This is a genomic window from Leifsonia shinshuensis, from assembly GCF_022606355.1.
GTDB classification, from domain to species: domain Bacteria; phylum Actinomycetota; class Actinomycetes; order Actinomycetales; family Microbacteriaceae; genus Leifsonia; species Leifsonia shinshuensis_B.
On sequence record NZ_JAHHZQ010000001.1, the window covers coordinates 964,943 to 983,113 of the forward strand.

The 18,171-nt window shown below is 70.3% G+C and carries 14 protein-coding genes; 5 read left to right on the top strand and 9 right to left on the bottom strand.

The window, feature by feature from the left end:
* Positions 1-107: 107 nt before the first annotated feature.
* The 3 genes from KNO15_RS04615 to KNO15_RS04625 are packed head-to-tail and all read right to left on the bottom strand — an operon-like array spanning position 108 to position 5,139.
* Complete coding sequence (locus KNO15_RS04615; protein ID WP_241702256.1) at positions 108-1,313, bottom strand: acyl-CoA dehydrogenase family protein; 1,206 nt, start codon at positions 1,311-1,313, stop codon at positions 108-110.
* Entirely contained in the window at positions 1,310-3,526 is a 2,217-nt protein-coding gene (locus KNO15_RS04620; protein ID WP_374113140.1) for an ATP-binding protein, read from the bottom strand. Before KNO15_RS04620 ends, KNO15_RS04615 begins: the two co-directional genes overlap by 4 nt.
* On the bottom strand, positions 3,526-5,139 hold the full coding sequence (locus KNO15_RS04625) for a carboxyl transferase domain-containing protein (protein ID WP_241702258.1): 1,614 nt from the start codon (positions 5,137-5,139) through the stop codon (positions 3,526-3,528). Before KNO15_RS04625 ends, KNO15_RS04620 begins: the two co-directional genes overlap by 1 nt.
* Positions 5,140-5,254: 115 nt before the next feature.
* Here KNO15_RS04625 and KNO15_RS04630 point away from each other — a divergent pair, with 115 nt between their 5' ends.
* Positions 5,255-5,878 carry an SACE_7040 family transcriptional regulator gene (locus KNO15_RS04630; RefSeq protein ID WP_278046463.1) on the top strand — a complete coding sequence of 208 codons (624 nt, stop codon included), beginning with the start codon at positions 5,255-5,257 and terminating at the stop codon, positions 5,876-5,878.
* A gap of 79 nt (positions 5,879-5,957) precedes the next feature.
* Positions 5,958-8,576 carry a penicillin acylase family protein gene (locus tag KNO15_RS04635; protein ID WP_241702259.1) on the top strand — a complete coding sequence of 873 codons (2,619 nt, stop codon included), beginning with the start codon at positions 5,958-5,960 and terminating at the stop codon, positions 8,574-8,576.
* Positions 8,577-8,660: 84 nt separating this feature from the next.
* Here the strand turns inward: KNO15_RS04635 and KNO15_RS04640 are convergent, their stop codons facing one another.
* The 4 genes from KNO15_RS04640 to KNO15_RS04655 all read right to left on the bottom strand — a co-directional run bounded on the left by KNO15_RS04640 (position 8,661) and on the right by KNO15_RS04655 (position 12,043).
* Positions 8,661-9,923: a citrate synthase gene (locus KNO15_RS04640; RefSeq protein ID WP_241702686.1), complete on the bottom strand. Its 1,263-nt coding sequence runs from the start codon at positions 9,921-9,923 to the stop codon at positions 8,661-8,663.
* Positions 9,924-10,152: 229 nt separating this feature from the next.
* Positions 10,153-11,286, bottom strand: coding sequence for a succinyldiaminopimelate transaminase (gene dapC, locus KNO15_RS04645; RefSeq protein WP_308220423.1), 1,134 nt, complete (start codon positions 11,284-11,286; stop codon positions 10,153-10,155).
* Between the two features lies 1 nt (position 11,287).
* Entirely contained in the window at positions 11,288-11,608 is a 321-nt protein-coding gene (gene fdxA, locus KNO15_RS04650) for a ferredoxin (RefSeq protein WP_011186402.1), read from the bottom strand.
* A gap of 45 nt (positions 11,609-11,653) precedes the next feature.
* Positions 11,654-12,043, bottom strand: a complete 390-nt coding sequence (locus KNO15_RS04655) for a hypothetical protein (RefSeq protein WP_241702260.1) — start codon at positions 12,041-12,043, stop codon at positions 11,654-11,656.
* 119 nt (positions 12,044-12,162) lie between these two features.
* Here KNO15_RS04655 and efeU point away from each other — a divergent pair, with 119 nt between their 5' ends.
* From efeU to efeB, 3 genes are all read left to right on the top strand, one after another.
* A complete protein-coding gene (gene efeU, locus KNO15_RS04660; protein ID WP_241702261.1) occupies positions 12,163-13,032 on the top strand; it encodes an iron uptake transporter permease EfeU in 870 nt (289 codons plus the stop codon).
* 73 nt (positions 13,033-13,105) lie between these two features.
* Entirely contained in the window at positions 13,106-14,287 is a 1,182-nt protein-coding gene (gene efeO / locus KNO15_RS04665; RefSeq protein ID WP_241702262.1) for an iron uptake system protein EfeO, read from the top strand.
* 7 nt (positions 14,288-14,294) lie between these two features.
* Positions 14,295-15,641 carry an iron uptake transporter deferrochelatase/peroxidase subunit gene (gene efeB / locus KNO15_RS04670; RefSeq protein WP_241702263.1) on the top strand — a complete coding sequence of 449 codons (1,347 nt, stop codon included), beginning with the start codon at positions 14,295-14,297 and terminating at the stop codon, positions 15,639-15,641.
* Positions 15,642-15,644: 3 nt separating this feature from the next.
* Here the strand turns inward: efeB and KNO15_RS04675 are convergent, their stop codons facing one another.
* Positions 15,645-16,115, bottom strand: coding sequence for a hypothetical protein (locus KNO15_RS04675; RefSeq protein WP_241702264.1), 471 nt, complete (start codon positions 16,113-16,115; stop codon positions 15,645-15,647).
* 20 nt (positions 16,116-16,135) lie between these two features.
* Positions 16,136-18,052 carry a translational GTPase TypA gene (gene typA, locus KNO15_RS04680; protein WP_241702265.1) on the bottom strand — a complete coding sequence of 639 codons (1,917 nt, stop codon included), beginning with the start codon at positions 18,050-18,052 and terminating at the stop codon, positions 16,136-16,138.
* Between the last annotated feature and the right edge of the window lie 119 nt (positions 18,053-18,171).

Sequence of the window (18,171 nt, forward strand, 5' to 3'; positions counted from 1 at the left end):
ACTCCTCTCAGCTCGCCAGCGAGCACAGGGAATGCGAGCACAGGGAAACTGTCGCAGATCATGCAGGAAAGGAACAGATTTCCTGTGCTCGCGGGCTGCGGACACGGTCAGGACTCGAAGCCGAGGGCACGGGAGACGATCATGAGCTGGACCTCGGAGGTGCCCTCGCCGATCTCGAGGATCTTCGAGTCGCGGTAGTGCCGGGCGACCGGGTTCTCGTTGAGGAAGCCGTAGCCGCCGAAGATCTGGGTCGCGTCGCGGGCGTTGTCCATCGCGGCCTCGCTGCCGACGAGCTTGGCGATGGAGGCCTCCATCTTGAACGGCACGCCGGCGATCAGCTTGAACGCCGCGTCGTAGTAGGCGAGCCGCGCCGTGTGCACCCTGGCCTGCATGCGCGCGATCGTGAACGCGATGTGCTGGTTGGAGCCGATCGGGCGCCCGAAGACGTTGCGGCTCTTCGCGTAGCGGACGGCCTCCTCCAAGCAGCCCTGCGCCGCTCCGGTGCAGAGCGCGGCGAACGCCACCCGGCCCTCGTCGAGGGTCGTCAGGAAGTTCGCGTACCCGCGGCCCCGCTCGCCCAGGAGGTTGGCCTCCGGGACGTGCACGTCGGTCAGCGTGAGCGGGTGCGTGTCCGAGGTGTGCCAGCCGACCTTGTCGTAGACCGGCTCCGCGGTGAAGCCGGGCGTCCCGCTCGGGACGATGATCGCCGAGAGCTCCTTCTTGATCGAGCCGTCGGCACGGCGGTCCTCCCCGGTCACGGCGGTGATCGTCACGAGCCTGGTGATCTCGGAGCCGGAGTTGGTGATGAACTGCTTGGTGCCGTTGATCACCCACTCGCCGTCGCGGAGCACGGCAGTGGTCTTGGTGCCGGAGGCGTCCGACCCGGCGTCGGCCTCCGTCAGGCCGAACCCGGCGAGCGCCTCGCCCCGGGCCAGCATGGGCAGCCACTGCTGCTTCTGCTCCTGCGTGCCGTTGCGGAAGATCGGCATGGCGCCGAGCCCGACCCCCGCCTCCAGCGTGACTCCGATCGACTGGTCGACCCGGCCGAGCTGCTCGACGGCGAGGCACAACGACAGGTAGTCCTTGCCCTGGCCGCCGTACTCCACCGGGAACGGGAGGCCGAAGAGACCCATCCGGCCCATCTCGGCGATGATGCCGTACGGGAGGCTGCGCTTGGTGTCGTACTCGTAGGCGGCCGGCGCGACGACGGTGTCGGCGAACTCGCGCACGTCGTCGCGGAGTCGGCGCTGCTCGTCGGTGAGCTCGAAGCCGGCGACGTCGGCGTCGGCCGGGCGGGACAGCTGCATGGTCATGGGAGGTTCCTGTCTGTTGTGGTGACGATCCCTGCCGCGGCGGGTTCGCCGCGGGATGAGGTGGCCGATCGTGTCGGCTCCGGGGCGCCCGCCGGGGTCGGCGGGTCGGATTCTGCGGTCTCTGCGGTCTCTGCGGTCTCCGCGGTCTCCGCATCCGCCGGCGTCGGAGCGACGTCGACGACCGCGACGAGCTGGTCGAGTTTGACGAGGTCGCCCGGAACGACCGACACCGTCACGGTCCCGGCGATCGGGGCGACGAGCCGGTGCTCCATCTTCATGGCCTCCACGACGGCCACCGTGTCGCCGGCCGCGACCGTCGCCCCGGAGGCGACGGGGACGGCGACGACGGTGCCGGGCATGGGCGACCGGACCTCGGGATGCGCGGTGGCCGCACCGCGCTCCCGCGCGGCCAGGGCGGCCGCCACCCGCTCGGCCGGAGTGCGCAGTCGCAGCGGCCGCGAGCGGCCGGCGGCGGCGAGCCAGACGATCGCGCCGTCGCGCGCGGCGTCGAAGCGCGTGACGACTCCATCGAGCTCGAGCACGACGCTCTCCGGCTCTCCGGCGGCGCCGGTGTGCACGGCGATCCGGGCGACGTGCTCGGTGACCTCCCCGTCGGCGCCACGCACGGTGACCCGGTCGTCGAGCACATCGACGGTCGCGCCGTGCAGGTCGTAGCGCACGGCCCGCGGCGACTCGAGCCGCCAGCCGCTCGGGGCTCCCCACAGCGCGCCGACACCCGGCGGTGTGGAGGCCTCGCGCGCGCGGTGGGCCAGCAGCGCGGCCGCCACGAGTTCGGCCGTGGACGCCGGAACCGGGCTCTGCTCGGAGAACCGCCGGTCGATGAGGGTGGTGTCCATCGATCCCGCCCGGACCTCGTCGTCGCCCAGGAGCCGGCGCAGCCAGGCGACGTTGGTCACGACGCCGAGCACGGCCGTGTCGGCGAGCGCGCGGTCGAGCCGGGCCAGAGCGCCGGCCCGGTTGGGCGCCCACGCGATCACCTTGGCGAGCATCGGGTCGTAGTCGGTCACGACGCGGGTCCCGGCCGCCAGCCCGCTGTCGATGCGGACGCCCTCGCCCGCCGGCTCGCGCAGAGCGATCACGGTACCGTCGCCGGGGAGGAACTCGCGCTCCGGGTTCTCGGCGTAGACCCGGGCCTCGACGGCGTGGCCGGCGAGGCGCACGTCCTCCTGTTCGAAGCCGAGCGGTTCTCCGGCGGCCACCCGCAGCTGCCACTCGACGAGGTCGACCCCTGTCACCAGCTCGGTGACGGGGTGCTCCACCTGGAGCCGGGTGTTCATCTCCATGAAGAAGAACTCGCCCGGCCGCTCCGCCGAGACGAGGAACTCCACCGTTCCCGCGCCGACGTAGCCGACACCGGCCGCGACGCGACAGGCGGCCTCGCCGATCCTGGCACGGGTCTCGGCGTCCAGCAGTGGCGAAGGAGCCTCCTCCACGACCTTCTGGTGCCGGCGCTGCAGCGAGCACTCGCGCTCCCCCAGGTGCACGACCGCGCCGTGCCGGTCGGCGAGCACCTGCACCTCGATGTGCCGCGGCGACGAGACCAGGCGCTCGAGGAAGAGGGTGTCGTCGCCGAAGGCGGACGCGGCGACCCTGCGCGCAGCGCGGAGCGCCTCCGGAAGCGCAGCGGGATCGTGGACCGCCTGCATCCCCTTGCCGCCGCCGCCCGCCGAGGGCTTCACGAGCACCGGGTAGCCCACGCTCTCCGCAGCGGCGATCAGCTCGTCGTCGGTCAGGCCGGGCTCGGCGATACCGGGGATGGTCGGGACGTCGGCACGCGCGACCTCGTTCTTGGCCGAGATCTTGTCACCCATGACCTCCAGAGCGCGGACGCCGGGACCGACGAACGCGATCCCGGCCGCCTCGCACGCCTCGGCGAGCGCCGCGTTCTCGGAGAGGAAGCCGTAGCCGGGGTGCACGGCCGCCGCGCCGCTGCGCCGGGCGGCGTCGACGATCGCCTCGACCGAGAGGTAGCTGTCGCGCGCGGGCGCCGGTCCGATCCGCACCGCCGAATCGGCGAGCCGCACGTGCGGGGCATCGCGGTCGGCGTCGCTGAAGACCGCGATCGAGCGGATGCCGAGCCGGTTCAGCGTGCGGATCACGCGGCAGGCGATCTCGCCGCGATTGGCGACCAGCACAGCCGGGAACGGCATGCCGGCCGTCGCAGTGGGTCGAGTGGTGTCGGTCATCGCCATCACATCCGGAAGAGGCCGAAGGCCGTGTCGGGCAGGGGTGCGCGGGAGCACACGTCGAGGGCGAGGCCGAGGACGGTGCGGGTCTGCGCCGGGTCGATGACGCCGTCGTCCCAGAGCCGCGCCGTGGAATAGTACGGGTTGCCCTGGTCTTCGTACTGAGCGGCGATCGGCGCGCGGAACGCCGCCTCGTCCTGCGCGCTCCAGTCCTCCCCACGGGCTTCGAGCTGATCGCGCTTGACGGTCGCGAGCACGCTCGCCGCCTGCTGGCCGCCCATGACCGAGATCCGGGAGGCCGGCCACATCCAGAGGAAGCGCGGCGAATACGCGCGGCCGCACATCGAGTAGTTGCCCGCACCGAAGGAGCCGCCGATCACCACCGTCAGCTTCGGCACCCGGGTGGTGGCGACCGCGGTGACCATCTTCGCGCCGTTCTTCGCGATGCCGCCCGCCTCGTAGTCGCGGCCGACCATGAACCCGGAGATGTTCTGAAGGAACAGCAGCGGGATGCCGCGCTGGTCGCACAGCTCGATGAAGTGCGCGCCCTTGAGTGCGGACTCGCTGAACAGCACACCGTTGTTGGCGACGATCCCGACGGGGTGCCCGTGGATTCGTGCGAAACCGGTGACCAGTGTCGTGCCGTAGTCGGGCTTGAACTCGCTGAATTCGCCCGCGTCCACCAGTCGCACGATCACCTCGTGCACGTCGTAGGGCGCCTGCACGTCGACGGGGACGACGCTGTAGAGCTCCTCGGCGTCACCGAGCGGCGCGCGCGTGGGGAGCACGTCCCAGGCGGGAGTCGCCGGCTGCGGCAGCGTGGCGACGATCTCGCGCACGATGGCGAGGGCGTGCTCGTCGTCCTCGGCCAGATGGTCCACGACCCCGGAGGTCCTGGCGTGCAGCTCGCCGCCGCCCAGCTCCTCCGCCGTCACCACCTCGCCGATCGCCGCCTTCACCAGCGGTGGTCCGCCGAGGAAGATCGTGCCCTGATTGCGCACGATCACCGTCTCGTCGCTCATGGCGGGGACGTACGCGCCACCCGCGGTGCAGGAGCCCAGCACGGCGGCGATCTGCGGGATCTTCGCGGCGGACAGCCGGGACTGGTTGTAGAAGATCCGGCCGAAGTGGTCGCGGTCGGGGAACACCTCGTCCTGCAGCGGCAGGAACGCCCCGCCCGAGTCGACGAGGTAGATGCACGGGAGCCGGTTCTCCAGGGCGATCTCCTGCGCACGCAGGTGCTTCTTGACCGTCATCGGGTAGTAGGTGCCGCCCTTCACCGTGGCGTCGTTGCACACGATCATCACGTGGCGGCCTTCGACGATGCCGATTCCGGCGATGAGGCCGGCGGCGGGGCTCTCGTCGTCGTACATCCCGGTCGCGGCCAGCGGTGCGACCTCGAGGAACGGACTGCCGGCGTCGAGCAGGGTGTCGATCCGGTCGCGCGGGAGGAGCTTGCCGCGGGCGACGTGCCGCTCCCGCGCACGCTCCGGGCCCCCGGCCGCCGCGACGCGCAGGCGCTCGTGCAGCTCTGCCACCAGGGCGCGCTGTTCGGCGTCGTTCCGGCCGGCGGCCGATGCGGCCTCCGGGACCTCGCTCGGAACCGTGCTCAGCGTCATGGTGCTCCCGCGTCGTCGTCGACATGAGTTAGTGGTCACTAACTCGAATTTAGGTTAGTGTTCATTAACCCGATTGTCCAGCCCCGCCACCGGGGAACCGTGCGAAAGCGACAGCATGACCGAGACCGTTCCGGCAGACCCGCTGGCGCGCCCCACGCAGCGCAGCCAGGCGAAGGCGGATCGACGCGCCGCCCTGCTCGCCGCTGCGGCCGGGCTGTTCGCAGAGCGCGGCTTCAACGGGGTGTCGATCGAAGACCTGGGATCCGCGGCCGGCGTCAGCGGCCCGGCGGTCTACCGACACTTCGCCTCCAAACAGGCCGTGCTCGGCGCCCTCCTCGTCGGTGTCAGCGAGAACCTCCTCGACGGCGGTGCCGCCGTGGAGCAGCAGGCGGCGGACCCCGCGGGCGCGCTGCGCGGGCTGATCGCCTTCCACGTCGACTTCGCACTGACGGAGGCCGACACGATCCGGGTGCAGGACCGCGACCTCGACGCTCTCGCCCCCGAGGAGCGCCGGGCCGTACGCACCCTGCAGCGCCGCTACATCGAGCTCTGGATGCGCGTGCTCGGCGATCTCCACCCCTCCCTCGACGCCGACGAACTGCGGGTCCGGGTCCAGGCCACCTTCGGGCTCATCAACTCCACGCCGCACTCCGCGCGCGCCGGCACGTCGCACACCACGGACGCCTCCGTGCGCCCCGTGCTCGAGCGGATGGCCTGGGCGGCGCTCACCTCGCGCTGAGCGTTGCGCCCCCTCCGTGGCGTCACCGGCGTGGGTTAGAGTCCCAGGAAGCGCGACGGACTCGACGTGAGGAGCTTTGGTGGGCGACGACACTCCCCGGCTGAGGCTGCACCATCGCGTGCTCCGGACGCTGGGCGTCACGCTCGCCGTCCTGCTCGTGCTCGCCGTCCTCGCGGGCGGTCTCGGCATCTGGACGGTCATGCGCTCCTTCCCGCAGACCTCCGGCAGCCTGAGACTCCCCGGGCTCACGGCGCCGGTCACGGTCGCGCGCGACTCGGCGGGCGTCCCGCAGCTCACCGCGCGGACGTCGGACGACCTCTTCCGCGCCCAGGGCTACGTGCACGCGCAGGACCGGTTCTGGGAGATGGACTTCCGCCGCCACGTCACCGCAGGACGGCTCTCCGAACTGTTCGGTGCGAGTCAGATCCCCACCGACACCTTCATCCGCACGCTCGGCTGGCGCCAGGTCGCCGAGCAGGAGGTGAAGCTCCTCGACAAGACCTCCCTGCGCTACTACCAGGACTACGCCGACGGCGTGAACGCCTACCTCGCAACGCACTCCGGCGCGGAGCTGTCGCTCGAATACGCGGTCCTCGGCATCCAGAACCCCGGGTATCACCCGGAGAAGTGGACGCCAGCCGACTCCATCGCCTGGCTCAAGGCGATGGCCTGGGACCTCCGCTCCAACCTGGAGGACGAGATCGACCGCGCGCTGCTGGCCACCACACTGACGCCCGAGCAGGTCGCCGAGCTCCACCCCGGGTACGCCTATGCCCAGCACCCGACCATCACCGCGCTCGGCGGAGGCTCCCCCGCCACCGTGAGCCCGGACGCCGCACCAGCCGGCTCGACCCCGGCATCCGCCTCGGCGCGCGCCGACGCCGACGCGAACACCGCGCTCGCCGCCGTCCCGGCGGACGACTACCGCGACCGGCTCGAGCAGGTCGCGTCGAGCCTGGACGCCCTCCCCCAGCTCATGGGGCCGGCCGGCGACGACATCGGCTCGAACTCCTGGGTCGTCTCCGGTGCGCACACGGCGACCGGCAAGCCGCTGCTCGCCAACGACCCGCACCTCGGAGCGGTGATGCCCTCGGTCTGGTATCAGGTCGGCCTGCACTGCGCGGCCGTCGGGCCGGACTGCCCGTTCGACGTCGCGGGCTTCAGCTTCTCGGGGCTGCCGGGTGTCATCATCGGCCACAACTCCCGGATCGCCTGGGGCTTCACCAACCTCGGGCCGGACGTCGCCGACCTCTACGTCGAGAAGGTCACCGGCAACACCTACGAGTACGACGGCAAACAGGTGCCGCTGACCATCCGGCACGAGACGATCACGGTCGCGGGCGGCCCGGACGTGCGGATCACGGTGCGCTCGACCCGCCATGGGCCGATCGTCACCGACCTCAGCGACGGCTACGCCGCCATCGCCAAAGACCAGGCCGGCAAGCTCGGCGTGCCCGCGCAGACGTTCCAGCTGTCGCTGGAGTGGACGGCGCTCACGCCCGGGCCGACGGCGAACGCGATCTTCGCCTTCGACACGGCGCACGACTGGGTCAGCTTCCGCGCGGCCGCGGCCTCCTTCCAGGTGCCGTCGCAGAACCTGCTCTACGCCGACGTGGACGGCAACATCGGCTACCAGGCGCCCGGACTGATCCCCGTGCGGGCGAGCGGTGACGGCACGATGCCCGTCCCCGGCTGGACCAGCCAGTACGGCTGGGTGGGCACCATCCCGTACAACCAGCTTCCGAACGTCCTCAACCCGCCGGGCGGCTACATCGTGACGGCGAACAACGCGGCTGTCGGCCCGGGGTTCCCCGCCATGATCACCCGGGACTGGGACTACGGCTACCGCGCGAACCAGATCGAGGTCCGGTTGCAGAAGCTCCTCGCGTCCGGCACCAAGCTGACCTCGAAGGATATGTCAGCCATCCAGGCGGACACCTACGACGCGAACGCGGCGGCCCTCGTGCCGATCCTGCTGGCGGTCGGCGCGAAGTCGGATCCGACCTCCGGGGCGGCGCGCGGGGCGGCGCTGCTGCGGGGCTGGAACTACCACGACGACGGCGACAGTGCGGAGGCGGCGTACTTCGCGGTGTTCTGGAAGAACCTCCTCGCCGACGCGTTCGCGCGCAAGCTGCCGGCGTCGGCACCGCCCACGGGAGGCGACCGATGGTTCGCCGTCGTCGACGCGCTGGCCCAGCACCCGGACTCGGCATGGTGGGCCGACAGCAAGCTGGGCACATCCGACCGCGACGAGATGTTCGCCTACGCCGCCGATCGGGCCTGGTCGGAGGCGACGAGCCGGCTCGGCGGCGACCCGAAGAGCTGGCGGTGGGACGGCCTGCACTCCCTCGAGCTGACCAATGCGTCGTTCGGCTCGTCGGGTGTCGCGCCGATCGAGTGGCTGTTCAACCGCGGGCCCTATCCGGTCGGCGGAGGGTCGAGCATCGTGGACGCGACCGGGTGGGACGCCTCCGTCGGCTACCAGGTCGACCGGGCACCGTCGATGCGGATGGTTGTGGACCTCGCCGACTTCGACCGCAGCACCTGGATCAACCTGACCGGGGCGTCCGGGCACGCCTTCGACCCGCACTACGTCGATCAGGCGCCGCTCTGGGCGACCGGTGAGACCCGACCGTGGCCGTTCTCACCGCAAGCGGTCAAAACCGCCGCCGACCAGACCCTCACCCTGACCCCCTGACCCGCGACCCGCTGACGCCGAAGGGCACGTTGTTGCCCCTTCCGGCGTGCGAAAGGGGCAACAACGTGCCCTTCGGGAGAGGAATCAGCGGCCGGCGGGCCAGCTTCGCTCGGCGTCACCGACGTAGAGCTGCTGCGGACGGCCGATCTTGGTGCTCTGGTCCTGCGTCATCTCGCGCCAGTGGGCGATCCAGCCCGGGAGTCGCCCGATTGCGAACAGCACGGTGAACATCCGCGTCGGGAAACCCATCGCCTTGTAGATCACGCCGGTGTAGAAGTCGACGTTCGGGTAGAGCCGGCGGTCGACGAAGTACTGGTCGGCGAGGGCGACCGCCTCGAGCTCTTTCGCGATGTCGAGCAGCGGGTCGTGCACGCCGAGCGCGGAGAGCACCTCGTCGGCGGACTGCTTGACCAGCTTGGCGCGCGGGTCGAAGTTCTTGTAGACGCGGTGGCCGAAGCCCATCAGCTTGACGCCGGACTCCTTGTTCTTGACGCGCTCGACGAACTTCTGCACGCTCTCGCCGGAGTCGCGGATGCCCGCGAGCATCTGCAGGACGGCCTCGTTGGCCCCGCCGTGGAGCGGACCGTAGAGGGCGTTGATGCCGGCCGAGACGGAGGCGAACAGGTTGGCCTGCGTGGAACCGACGAGGCGCACGGTCGACGTGGAGGCGTTCTGCTCGTGGTCCTCGTGCAGGATGAGCAGGCGCTCCAGCGCGCGCGACAGCACCGGGTTCACCTCGTACGGCTCGGCCATGGTGCCGAAGTTGAGCCGCAGGAAGTTGTCCACGAAGCTCAGCGAGTTGTCGGGGTACAGGAACGCCTGGCCGATGCTCTTCTTGTGCGCGTACGCCGCGATCACCGGCAGCTTCGCGAGGAGGCGGACCGTCGAGAGCTCGACCTGCTCCGGGTCGTGCACGCTGAGCGAATCCTGGTAGAAGGTCGACAGAGCCGAGACGGCGCTGGACAGCACCGACATCGGGTGAGCGTCGTGCGGCAGGGCGTCGAAGAAGCGGCGGAGGTCTTCGTGCAGGAGGGTGTGACGGCGGATGCGCTCGTCGAAGTCGGCGAGCTCGGCCGGCGTCGGCAGCTCGCCGTGGATGAGCAGCCACGCCACCTCGAGGAAGGTCGAGCGCTCGGCGACCTGCTCGATCGGATACCCGCGATAGCGCAGGATCCCGGCATCGCCGTCGATGTACGTGATGGCCGACCGGGTCGCCGCCGTGTTGACGAAACCATAGTCGAGACTGGTGAGCCCGGTCTGCTTCGTCAGGCTCGAGAGGTCGATGCTCGACGCCCCCTGCGTACTCGGCAGGATCGGGAACTCGGCGACTCCGCCCGGGTAGTGCAGCTCAGCGACCGTCCCCTCGCCGGCGGTGCCGCGCTGCTCCGCCTGTGCCTGAGCAGCGCCGGCCTGAGTGCCAGCCTGCTCGGTGCCGAGTCCGCTCACAACGCCTCCTGGTGGGGTTTTCGGGATGCTTCGCGCGCCGTTCGTGTCAGCGCCGCTGAGAAGCCATGCTGGTACAGCCTAGCCAACCTGCGCGGCAACTGTCGCATCGCGCAAAGGAGCGGGCCGATGGTTAGAGAGTCTCTCCAAAGACCCGCAGCCGGGAGGCCGCGGCCGCGATCCGCTCGTCCGTCGCCGTGAGCGAGAGCCGCACGTGCTGCGGGAAGTGGTCGCCGTAGAAGACGCCGGGGCCGGCGACGATGCCGAGGTCGGCGAGCCGGCCGATGCTCTCCCAGGCGTCGCGCCCCTCGGTCGCCCACAGGTAGAGGCCCGCCTCGCTCCGGTCGATGCGGAAGCCGGCGGCCTCCAGGGCGGGCAGGAGGAGCTCGCGCCGCGCGCGATAGCGCTCGCGCTGCTCTGCGACGTGCGCATCATCGCCGAGCGCGACGACCATCGCGGCCTGCAGCGGCGACGGCAGCATGAGCCCGGCGTGCTTGCGCACCGTGGTGAGCCGCGCGATCAAGCGCGGGTCGCCCGCGATGAACGCGGCGCGGTAACCGGCGAGATTGGACTGCTTGCTCAGCGAGTAGACGGCGAGGACGCCGGTGGGGTCATCGCCGATGACGCGCGGGTCGAGGACGCTCGGGATCGGCTCGTCGCTCCACGGGGCCTGCCAGCCCAGCTCGGCGTAGCACTCGTCGCTCGCGACGACGGCGCCCAGCTCGCGGGCACGGGTCACCGCGGCGGCGAGCTCGCCGGCCGACAGCACCCGCCCGTCGGGGTTGCCCGGGCTGTTGAGCCAGACCAGGCGCGTGTTCGCGGGCCAGTCTGCGGGGTCGTCGGCCGCGACCGACTGCGCTCCGGCCAGAGCCGCACCGATCGCGTAGGTGGGATAGGCGGCCCGCGGGTGGACGACGGCGTCCCCCTCCCCCAGCCCGAGGAAGAACGGGAGGAAGGCGACCAGCTCCTTGGAGCCGATCGTGGGAAGCACGTTCTCCGTCGCCAGGCCCGGAACGCCGCGACGCCGCTCGAACCAGGCGACGATCGCCTCCCGGAGTGCGGGCGTGCCGACCGTCTGCGGGTACGCGTGCGCATCCGTCGCGTCGGCCAGCGCGCGACGGATCAGCTCTGGCGTGGCGTCGACCGGGGACCCGATCGAGAGGTCGACCACCCCGGAGGCGTCACCGAAGGGCTCCGCCTGCCTGGCGCGCGCCACGTAGGGCGCCATCAGATCCCAGGGGTAGTCCGGAAGCTCTCCGAGCGCCACGTCAGTGCGCCTGTGGAGGCAGTGCGGCGATGATCGGGTGATCCTTGGCGATCACGCCGACCTTGGCGGCGCCACCGGGCGACCCGATGTCGTCGAAGAACTCCACGTTGGCCTTGTAGTAGTCGGCCCACTCCTCGGGGAGGTCGTCTTCGTAGTAGATGGCCTCCACCGGGCACACCGGCTCGCACGCTCCGCAGTCGACGCATTCGTCGGGGTGGATGTACAGCGACCGTTCGCCTTCGTAGATGCAGTCGACGGGGCATTCGTCGATGCAGGCCCGGTCTTTCACATCGACACACGGGAGGGCGATGACGTAGGTCACTGTTGTTCGGATTCCCTTCGCGAAACGGGAGGCTTCCCCACTAGCTTAGGACGTCTGCGACGCGGCGGCGGCCCCGCTGCGGCGACCGCGCACATCGGGCCACGCCACGACGAGGGCGGCGATGAGGATGGGGGCGACGAGCCAGATCTGGCCTACCAGGTTGTTCGGGATCAGGACGGAGCCTCCCGGGCTCTGCTGCGTGAACAGCAGGATCACGGCGATAGCGCCCAGCGCCGCGCAGAGTGCCGGCCACCGCGAGTCGCCGAGGAGACGCAGCCCGACGAGCAGCGCCGTGTAGCAGACGAGGGAGGCGATCAGTCCGAGCGGGACGGTCACGCCCCACCTGACGGTGATCTGGTGGGCGACTGTGCCGATGCCTCCGACGATCGCGCCCGCGACCACCAGGAGCACGGCGTTGACGATCCGGCTGGGCATTCTCGAATCCTAACGGGCCGGTCCCGCATCCCGGCTGGACAGGGTCGGCGGAGGTGATCTAGAGTCGAGCGGGTAAGGTTAGCCTTACCAACATCCCCGCTTCCGTTCGAAGGTCCCCTGTGCTCGCGAACTACCTGATCGGCCTCCGCGAAGGCCTCGAAATGGCGCTCATCGTCACCATCCTCGTCGCCTACGTGGTGAAGGTCGGGCGACGGGACGTCCTCTCGAAGCTCTGGATCGGCGTGGGCATCGCCCTCGTCGTCCCGCTCGGGATCGGCGCGCTGCTGACCTGGGGTCCCTACGGGCTGAGCTTCGAGGCGCAGGAGATCGTCGGCGGCACGCTGTCGCTCATCGCGGTCGGCTTCGTCACGTGGATGATCTTCTGGATGGGCAAGACCGCCCGCAGCATGAAGTCCACGCTGCAGAACCGGCTCGACTCGGTGCTCGTCGGCGCCGGCTGGGGCGTCGTCATCCTGGCGATGCTCAGCGTCGGGCGCGAGGGCATCGAGACGGCGCTGTTCGTCTGGGCGACGGTCGCCAGCATCGGCGGCGGCTGGGAGCCCGTCATCGGCGCGGTGCTCGGCCTCGTGACCGCCGCGGTGCTGGGATTCCTGCTCTACCGCGGTATGGTGCGCATCAATCTCGGGTCGTTCTTCACCTGGACCGGCGCCTTCCTCATCCTCGTCGCCGGCGGCGTGCTCGCGTACGGCATCGGCGACCTGCAGGAGGCGGGCGTCCTCCCCGGCGCGAACATCCACGCGTACGACATCAGCGCGATCATCCCGGCGTCGAGCTGGTACGGGACAGCGCTCGCCGGCATCCTCAACTTCAACCCGTCGCCCACCTGGTTCCAGGTGATCGCCTGGGTCGGCTACATCGCCGTGGTCGCGTTCTTCTACGTGCGGCAGCACCGGTCGTCCGGCCGGCCCGCCGCCTCCCCCGCGAAGCGCACCCCCGCCCCCGCCCCGCAGACACCCGTCGCTTCGTGACGCGCCTCGTCGCCTGACATCCGCTCCGCCCCGCAGCATCGACGTCCACCAGAGCAGAAAGCACAGCACTTCCATGCCTCGACTCCGACACCTCGGCACGTCCGCCGGCCTCCTCTCGGGCACCGCCGTCCTCGCGCTGGCCCTCACCGGCTGCGTGCCCAACACGGCCGTCGCCGAAGCCGAGGCCATCCAGGTCACGCTCACCGACAGCTCCTGCACGGTGAAGACCGACACCGCACCGGCCGGGCCGATCACGTTCCAGGTGACCAACAGGGGTTCCGACGTCAACGAGTTCGAGGTGCTCGCCCAGGACAAGCTGCGCATCGCGGGCGAGAAGGAGAACATCGGCCCCGGCACCACGGTCAACTACGTGGTGCAACTGACGGAGGGCAGCTACTTCACCGCCTGCAAGAAGGGGATGGTCGGCAGCCCGACGTCGCTCGCGAAGTTCACGGTGTCCACGGGCGCGGCCGACACCAAGACCGCCAGCGAGAGCAAGCAGGTCGCCCAGGCCGTGACCAACTACGTCAGCTATGTGAAGGATCAGACCGGTCAGCTGCTGGCGGCGACGAAGACCTTCGCCGCCGCCTACGAGGCCGGCGACGACGCCACGGCGCGCGCCCAGTACCCGGCGACCCGCGCGTTCTACGAGCGCATCGAGCCGACGGCCGAGCAGTTCGGCGACATCGACCCGGCGCTCGACCTGCGCGAGGCCGACCTCGAACAGGGCCAGACCTGGACCGGCTGGCACCGCATCGAGAAGGATCTCTGGGCGCCGGCCGGGTTCACGCCGTCGGATGCAGCCGGGCGCGCAGTGCTCGGCCGGCAGCTCGTCGCCGACACGCAGAAGCTCTACGACCTCGTCTACGCGAAGGGCTTCACGCTGACCCTCGACCAGATCTCCAACGGCGCCAGCGGGCTGATGGAGGAGGTCTCGCGCAGCAAGATCACCGGCGAGGAGGAGACCTTCTCACACACCGACCTCTGGGATTTCAAGGCGAACGTGGAGGGCGCGGAGGTCGCGTACGGCAACGTCCGGGCGATCCTCCTGAAGAAGGGCAGCGCAGGAACGAGCGCCGCGAAGAAGCTCGACGCCGAGTTCGCGACGATCGACACGCTGCTCGCGCAGTACGCATCCGGCGACGGCTACGTGAGCTACACCAAGCTCACGACGACGCAGGTCAAGGAGCTCTCCGACTCCGTGAACGCCCTGAGCGAGCCGCTCAGCCAGCTCACCTCGATCCTGGTCAAGTAGCAGAGAGATGTCCGACCAGAACACGGACGTCGACGGCCCGGAGCCAGACGCCCACCCCGAGGGCGCTGCGCGCACGGAGGGCGCTGCGCACACCCGGCGGTCCGGCCTCTCCCGGCGCGGAATGCTCGGGCTCGCCGGCGCCGCGGTCGGTGCCGGCGTGGTCGGATTCGGGGCAGGGGCAGCCGTGGGCCACGCGGTCGGGAGCTCGCCCACCGGCGCGACCTACCCGTTCTACGGCGCCAACCAGGCCGGGATCGTCACGCCCGCGCAGGATCGCCTCCACTTCGCCGCCTTCGACGTCGCCGCCGGACTCGACCGCGACGGCCTCATCGAGCTGCTGCGCGACTGGACGGTCGCTGCCGCGCGGATGACGCAGGGCCGGCCGGCAGGAAAGTACGGCCCGGCCTCCGGCCCGTCCGACGCGCCGCCGGACGACACCGGGGAGGCGCTCGACCTCCCCCCTGGCGGTCTCACCCTGACGTTCGGCTTCGGCCCGACGCTGTTCACCGCCGCCGACGGCACCGACCGGTTCGGGATCGCAGCCCGGCGGCCGGAAGCACTGGTCGACCTCCCGCGCTTCCCCGGCGACGCCCTGATCGACTCGCTCACCGGAGGCGACCTCTGCGTGCAGGCCTGCAGCGAGGACCCCCAGGTGGCGGTGCACGCCATCCGCAACCTGTCCCGCATCGCATTCGGTCGCGCCGCCATCCGCTGGTCGCAGCTGGGATTCGGACGCACCTCCTCCACGTCGCGCAGCCAGACGACCCCCCGCAACCTGTTCGGTTTCAAAGACGGGACGGCGAACATCAAGGCCGAGGACTCGACCGTGGTGGACGACCAGGTGTGGGCCGCAGCATCGGACGGGGCGACGTGGATGCACGGCGGCTCCTACCTGGTGGCGCGCAAGATCCGCATGACGATCGAGACCTGGGATCGGCAGCAGCTGGGCGAGCAGGAGCGCATCATCGGCCGCGACAAGGGCGAGGGCGCACCGCTCTCGGGCGGAACCGAGTTCACCGAGCCGAACTTCCTCGCGCTGTCGGCGGGTGGCGGCACGAAGATCGACCCCGATTCCCACGTGCGACTCGCGCACCCGACGATGAACGACGGGGCACAGCTGCTGCGCCGCGGCTACAACTTCGTCGACGGCAACGACGACCTCGGTCGGCTGAATGCCGGACTGTTCTTCATCGCCTTCCAGCGCGATCCACGCAAGCAGTTCATCCCCATCCAGGCCCGGCTCGCCAAGAACGACGCACTGAACGAGTACCTCAAGCACGTCGGCTCGGCGATCTTCGCCGTACCGCCGGGCGCGCGCGACGGCTCGTACGTGGGCGCGGGGCTGTTCGCCTGAGCGCTACGGCGTGGCCGTCGGTGCCGGTGTCTGCACACCCGCGCGTGACACCGAGTAGTTGGCGACCCAGCCGTTGCTGCCGGCGCCGGTCACCACGACGAGGACGCCGTACTGGTCGTTCGCGAACGTGCCCGTTCCTCCGCCGTCGGGGGCTTGGGCCCCGAACTGGCCGCTGAAGCCGGCGTCGGCCAGCTGCTTCTGGATGTCGGTGTAGGCATCCGCGCCGGGGACCTTGACGGTCACGTTCCAGACCTTGCCGTGGCCGCTGCCGACGCTCGCGCCGAACACGACGGCGCCCTTGTACAGCGGGACCGACTTCGGGAAGTCGGCGGGGACCTTGTCGCCGCCGAGGTCGACGTTGCCGCCGGTGACGTCCTTCACGACCGTCTGGAAGCTGCAGCCCGCGAGCGCCGGCGCGACCCCCAGCATGAGGAGGGCCGCGACCGGGATCACGAGCAGACGCGAACGTCTCATGTGTCGATTATGCGCCGACGTCACGCATCCTGGCGCTTCAGGCGGGCCGCCGCGCGGCCGCGGGCGGTCGCGTCGAGCTCGACCTTGCGGATGCGCACGGCCTCCGGGGTGACCTCGACGCACTCGTCCTCGCGGGCGAACTCCAGGCACTCCTCGAGCGTCAGCTGACGGGAGGGCGTCATCGACTCGAACGTGTCGGCCGTGGAGGAGCGCATGTTGGTGAGCTTCTTCTCCTTGGTGATGTTAACGTCCATGTCGTCGGCGCGCGAGTTCTCGCCGATGACCATGCCCTCGTAGACCTCCTCGGTGGGGTTCACGAAGAACGACATGCGCTCCTGGAGCGCGATGATCGCGAACGGGGTGACGACTCCGGCGCGGTCGGCCACGATGGAGCCGTTGCTGCGGGTGACGATCTGCCCAGCCCAGTCGTCGTAACCGTGCGAGATCGCGTTGGCGATACCCGTTCCACGCGTCGTGGTGAGGAACTCGGTGCGGAAGCCGATGAGACCGCGCGACGGGACGATGAACTCCATGCGGACCCAGCCGGTGCCGTGGTTCGCCATGTTCTCCATGCGGCCCTTGCGAGCCGCGAGCAGCTGCGTGATGGCACCGAGGTATTCTTCCGGAGCGTCGATCGTGAGGTGCTCGAACGGCTCCTGCGTGCGGCCGTCGACCTTGCGGGTGACCACCTGCGGCTTGCCGACGGTCAGCTCGTAGCCCTCGCGGCGCATCTGCTCGACCAGGATGGCGAGCGCGAGCTCGCCGCGGCCCTGCACCTCCCAAGCGTCGGGGCGTCCGATGTCGAGCACGCGCAGCGAGACGTTTCCGACCAGCTCGCGGTCGAGGCGGTCCTTGACCATACGCGCGGTGAGCTTGTGGCCCTTCACCTTGCCGACGAGCGGCGAGGTGTTCGTGCCGATCGTCATCGAGATCGCGGGGTCGTCGACGTGGATGGCCGGAAGCGCGCGCACGTCATCCGGGTCGGCCAGAGTGTCGCCGATCATGATGTCGGAGAAGCCGGCGACCGCGACGATGTCGCCAGGGCCACCGGACTCGGCCGGGTAGCGGTCGAGCGCCTTGGTCATCAGCAGCTCGGTCACGCGCACGTTGTGCACGTCGCCGTCGTGCCGCACCCAGGCGACGGTCTGGCCCTTCTTGAGCGTGCCGTTGAAGATGCGGAGCAGGGCGAGGCGGCCGAGGAACGGCGACGCGTCGAGGTTGGTCACGTGCGCCTGCAGCGGGGCGGACGGGTCGTACGTCGGAGCCGGGATGTGCTCGAGGATGGCCTCGAACAGCGGCTCGAGGTCGTCGTTGTCGGGCAGCTCGCCGTTGGCCGGGCGGTTACGGCTGGCGGCGCCGGCGCGGCCGGACGCGTAGACGACGGGAACGTCGAGGACGGCGTCGAGGTCGAGGTCGGGCACGTCGTCGGCCAGGTCGCTCGCGAGGCCGAGCAGGAGGTCCTGGCTCTCCTCGACGACCTCGCCGATACGGGCGTCGCCCCGGTCGGTCTTGTTGACGGCGAGGATCACCGGGAGCTTCGCCTCCAGCGCCTTGCGCAGCACGAAGCGGGTCTGCGGCAGCGGGCCCTCGGAGGCGTCCACCAGGAGCACGACGCCGTCGACCATGGACAGGCCGCGCTCGACCTCGCCACCGAAGTCGGCGTGGCCGGGGGTGTCGATGACGTTGATCGTGATCGGGCCGTTCGGGGCGTGCTTGCCCTTGTACGAGATCGCCGTGTTCTTGGCGAGGATCGTGATGCCCTTCTCGCGCTCCAGCTCGTTGGAGTCCATGGCACGCTCCTCGACGTGCTCGTGGTCGCCGAACGAGTTGGTCTGCCGCAGCATGGCGTCGACCAGCGTGGTCTTGCCGTGGTCGACGTGGGCGACGATCGCGACGTTGCGCAGATCGTCGCGGTGGGCGACGGCGTTCTCGGACATGCGTGAAGGCTCGACTCTCGTCAGAAAGAAATGGGGAACGGTCCATTCTATCCCAGTCGGAGCCTGCACCTGTCGCCACGCGAAACGCCCTCCGTTCCGAAGTGTTCACGGAACGAAGG